The 4,622-nt window shown below is 41.9% G+C and carries 7 protein-coding genes; all 7 read left to right on the forward strand.

Annotation, left to right across the window (positions count from 1 at the left end; genetic code table 11):
* Positions 1-224: 224 nt before the first annotated feature.
* The 7 genes from H6G97_RS45955 to H6G97_RS45985 all read left to right on the forward strand — a co-directional run bounded on the left by H6G97_RS45955 (position 225) and on the right by H6G97_RS45985 (position 4,543).
* Entirely contained in the window at positions 225-383 is a 159-nt protein-coding gene (locus tag H6G97_RS45955) for a hypothetical protein (RefSeq protein ID WP_190947077.1), read from the forward strand.
* Positions 384-408: 25 nt separating this feature from the next.
* Complete coding sequence (locus H6G97_RS45960) at positions 409-798, forward strand: hypothetical protein (protein ID WP_190947078.1); 390 nt, start codon at positions 409-411, stop codon at positions 796-798.
* A gap of 188 nt (positions 799-986) precedes the next feature.
* On the forward strand, positions 987-1,922 hold the full coding sequence (locus H6G97_RS45965; protein ID WP_190947079.1) for a hypothetical protein: 936 nt from the start codon (positions 987-989) through the stop codon (positions 1,920-1,922).
* A gap of 288 nt (positions 1,923-2,210) precedes the next feature.
* Entirely contained in the window at positions 2,211-2,672 is a 462-nt protein-coding gene (locus H6G97_RS45970; RefSeq protein ID WP_190947083.1) for a hypothetical protein, read from the forward strand.
* Positions 2,669-3,358: a hypothetical protein gene (locus tag H6G97_RS45975; protein ID WP_190947080.1), complete on the forward strand. Its 690-nt coding sequence runs from the start codon at positions 2,669-2,671 to the stop codon at positions 3,356-3,358. The genes H6G97_RS45970 and H6G97_RS45975 overlap by 4 nt, the downstream gene beginning before the upstream one ends.
* The gene (locus tag H6G97_RS45980) at positions 3,346-3,945 is read left to right on the forward strand and encodes an alpha-ketoglutarate-dependent dioxygenase AlkB family protein (protein ID WP_190947081.1); all 600 of its coding nucleotides are present in this window, start codon (positions 3,346-3,348) and stop codon (positions 3,943-3,945) included. The genes H6G97_RS45975 and H6G97_RS45980 overlap by 13 nt, the downstream gene beginning before the upstream one ends.
* A 109-nt stretch (positions 3,946-4,054) precedes the next feature.
* A complete protein-coding gene (locus H6G97_RS45985; protein ID WP_190947082.1) occupies positions 4,055-4,543 on the forward strand; it encodes a hypothetical protein in 489 nt (162 codons plus the stop codon).
* Positions 4,544-4,622: the final 79 nt, after the last annotated feature.

A 4,622-nucleotide genomic window follows, 5' to 3' on the forward strand; every position in this document is an offset into this window, starting at 1 on the left:
TTCTGATTGCTTTATATGCTGCCCCATTTTCTCCACCAGTTGTTTGATGCTGGCTGGAGTCTTTTCCCAATCTGAGTCGGAAATTTCAATTCCGTAGGCGAGGCAGTTTTCATCCATGCCTCTTAATCTACCATCTCAGTAACCCATTTTTGACTGTAGCGTTTCTTATCCTGTGAACGGTTACGGCTAAGTCTACAGATAACTTTGAGGCTAGAGCCAAGCACTTGCTGCGTTTACTTCAGCTTTGCGGTGGCTGTGTTCCATTGCACCGTTTGCAATTCCAATTCTCCGATTCAGTCATTCAAACCCTGCTGGATAGAGAACTGGTGCAAGTACAAAATACGGGACGCGGCTTTTTGTTGGAGATTGCCGAAGATTTTTAGGTTATGAATCCCAGAGGAAAAAATCATGAAACTTTACGCGAAGACCATTCCCAAAACTTTACCCGATTGGGCAACTACAGCCAGACGAAGCGGAAACTTATTTGAGATTGAAATTAACGCTCAACACCCTGATTTCCAATCTCTTCTTGAAGAGTTAGGAACCGAGATTGAGCCAGGAACAATAGGTGTAAAGGCAAAAGATTTATGTTCACGACTTGGCTTTGATTTGTCTAACCCAAATATGCACCCATTAATTGAACAAGCGCAAACCCTGATATCCGAAATTGCTGCAAACACAAACTACAAACAATTGTTAGAGAAAGGATATCAGCCTGACTTAAATATTGCCAACGCTAGCACTGCCTTAACTTATCTGCAATGGGAGTTAGACCAAAATCGAGAAACTTCTATTTAATACAAAAGCGTTCACCTAAAGGAATGCCATTACTTTAGATGAACGCACGGAAATTATCCTTCCGCTACAGATTTCTCATTATTGCACACAGAACAACAATCAATGGAAGTTTAGCTGAAGTGAAATATGACTTAAGAACTTGTGTTGAAATCAACGTTTAAAATTTTGAAATTTAGTTAGGAGTCAAGATGAATTCACCTTTCAATCAAAATGTTTTAATCGAATCTCCCTCATTGAGAACTTCCACGCTTTCTAACCTTGATGATGCCCGTTCCAGTGATGTTTTAAACAAAGCAAAGGCTTTTGTGTTCGCTCTTTGGAATGGGCAAGGTTGGGCAACAGTTGAGCAGTTGGCTCAGTACTTTCAATGTTCTATACCAGGTATTAAGCATATCTACGAGAGAAACAGCAAGGAGTTTCGAGATAACGAAACCAAAAAATTGACTGGTAAAGACTTGTCTGATGCTCGCTCCAAATTGGAGCGAGCATCCCGAACAGCCCAAGTGAGAGTCTTTTCACCTTTGGGTGCGCTTCGCATTGCAATGCTACTAACTGAGTCTGAGGTAGCAGCCCAAGTCAGAACCATCATTTTAGACTTGGTAGTAGCTGTTCCAAAAATTACACCAGTATCTCCTTCTCAAACTCCTTCCCTCCCCCCAGTTGAACAACGATTGCATACTCTTGTCCTGGCCATGAAAACTTTAGCTGAGTTAACTGGTGGCAGACTCAACCCATACATGGAACAGCAATTTAAAGACTATGCCGGGAATCTTCTGGCAGAACACAACAGGAAATTGTTAACCCCTTCAGAAGAACGCTGGCTTGGCGTAGTCAACTTTGCTGAGATTGAGCTTGGAAAGAAAGTCCCTATCAGTGGACCTCACTACCGGGGACATCTTGGGACATGGGTTCGCACGTTTTACCCACAGTTAGACGAGCGCCAAGAAACGCGATTGGTTAATGGTGTGCAACAGCCGATCTATGTCTACGCTTGTCACGAGCCGACTGTTGCAGCAGGCTTGACCAAAGCTGTAGAAGAGTTCTTCGCTCATCTCAGCCCTGGTGTAGCGCTAAGGCAGGCTGGTGCTTTCGCTAGCAAAAAGGAACCAGTGCTGACCAAGTGAAAGCGAACGCCCTCACCACAGAAACGTTCGCTAACTAGGAACTACAGATGCAAGTTATTGCTGAAGCACCGAATATTATCAATAACATTAAAAGCTTCTCTTTCACATAGTCAAGCAACTAACATTATTTTGACATTATTCGTTACAAAGAGGACTTCTTTAGCAAATAATACATATCCCAGAAAGTGTCGTCACTCAAGATTTCTAACAATCAAAATAAAAAGCGATTGCCGCTTTATAAGTAACAATCGCCACACACAATCACTCCTTGTTTTCAGGGTAACGGATATGAAAGCCATAGTTACAGTAGTTAAAAAAATTTCATCTGAAGCTCACATTGATATTCCTGATGATTTAGCAGAATCAGGTATTAGGCAGCAAGTTGTAGACCATTACAACAGTGGCGAAATGCTTCCCTTGCTGAACATTTTCCACGTTGATTTTGAATCTATCAGCGTTCACATTGGTAAAAAGCTCCAAATAACTTGGCAGCTTGGAAAGTCTTGGAATCCAAAAAGTCCTTATTACTTTTGCAAACTTGGAAGATTTACTTTGACTCTGTTAACTGATACAGAGCAAAACTTAACTCGCACAGAAGTTTACTTTGGGCATCACAAGCAACTTATTTACACCTCAGAAAAAGAGATATCCAAAGAATTAGCAACAGTCGAACTCCAAAATTTCTTAAGTGGATTAGCTGTTGAACTTCAGACTTTAAGCCACATTGAATTTAGTGAGGATGAAGTATGACCGTTGCACCATTATTAGCACCAGAAATCACCGTCATCGAAACTGTCACCCGACATCCTCTAAACTTTTATGAGTCTCCATCATGGTTCACAACTGAACTACTGCGTCATGTTCCGTTATCTGGTGTGATTGGTGAGCCATGTGTCGGACATGGGGCGATCGCTTCTTTGTTGAATGTGTGGCCTCATACAGAATATATCTGGACTAACGACATCGATCCGAACAAGCAGGCACATTTTCACTACGATGCAAAATTAGCCGAATCATGGGAAAAATTTCCAGAGTGCGATTGGATTTGTACTAACCCACCATACGCAGAGTTTGCTGCACCAATTATCAAAAATGCGTACCAGAAAGCGCGTATCGGTGTAGCCGCATTCCTTCTGACCAGCTTTCTCGAACCCTGTGATGATCGGGCGGATTTCTTACAACAATACCCGCCGTCACTTGTACTGATTTTGCCCCGCTTCTGCTTTCGGAAAGACAAACGAGGTACTCGTTGGGCTACCGATAACGTTACCATCTCGTGCTTTGTGTGGGACAAGGGCGCAACAGGGCAGCAAATTATTATTCGTCCCAAATCAGAAATTATTGGATTTTATAAAAATCCAGAACAGGCTATTTCACAAGAACGGGCAGAAGAAATTGTTCAAGCGATTGCCAAAGGAGAATTATGCAACAACTAACTTTATTTCCTGAATCTGCTTCTACTTTACCAGTCAACTATTATCCAGAGTTTCTCACTCTTACTGAAGCTGACGAACTCTACCAACATTGTCAACAACTGCAATGGCAACAGAATCAAATACGTATGCTGGGTAAGACAATGCCTGTGCCTCGCCTAGAGTGCATTTATGGCGATGAAGGCTGTGATTACCTCTACTCTAAAAGCGTACTACTCAAACCACTACCTTGGACAGACGCTCTGGCTAAGTTACGCGACAGAATCACCGCAACTGCTGGTTATAAATTTCGCATTGTCATTGGCAATCAATATAGGAGCGGACAAGACAGTATCGGCTGGCATAACGACAGTGAAGCTTCGATGGGATTTAACCCAGCGATCGCCTCTGTCAGCCTGGGTTCAGTGAGGAAATTCCAAATCAAGCCCATTGGGGGTAAGTCTACTGATTTTTGGCTAGAGCATGGGAGTCTGCTGGTGATGGTTCCAGGCTGTCAGAGTACCCATCTGCATCAAGTTCCGAAGACCAATAAGGTCGTTAGCACACGGATTAATCTAACTTTTCGACCGCACGTTGGTGGTAAAAGGTAATTCGTTCTGTCTATAAAACATTATCGTATCTTCCAAATATCGAATTCTATTAGTCAGATTGAAAAATTTTTGAATGTATTACATCCCAAAACATCAGCAGGGGGTTCTTATGAAGTTAACCGATTTTTTAATAGACCTTGGCAACTCTGTTGCTTATTATCCAAAGCTAGTTGAAGTTACTGGTGGCGTTTTACCAAATTTGTTTTTATGTCAAATGTATTACTGGCTGGGTAAACAAAAAAATCCTGAAGGTTGGATTTATAAAACTCAAGCCGAGATTGAGGAAGAAACTGGACTGACTCGAAAACAACAAGAAACAGCTCGAAAATTTCTTAAAGCCAGAGGATTACTCCAAGAAAAATATACCGGATGTCCCAGACGCTTAGAGTTTTGGTTGGATAAAGATGCTTTAAATCAACGTTGGTCAGCTTTTATGAGCAATCTTGAGCTACCAATTGCGAAAATTACTTCATCTTGGACTCGCAGAGCAAAAAAATCTCAGGATGACGCTGATCAAAAACCCAACATAATGCCCAATTCGGGCAATATAGACAGCACCAATAGCAATACGGTTCGGTTAAGCTCTAAGCAGTATTGATTACAGAAAAAGTAAGTGTTTCCAATTTAACTCCTGCCCCCTTATGTACTGGCTTCTTGGACGGAAACTTAGCCCTAGT

Origin of the sequence: Nostoc flagelliforme FACHB-838, assembly GCF_014698065.1 — a bacterium.
In the GTDB taxonomy this organism is placed as follows: Bacteria; Cyanobacteriota; Cyanobacteriia; order Cyanobacteriales; family Nostocaceae; genus Nostoc; species Nostoc flagelliforme_B.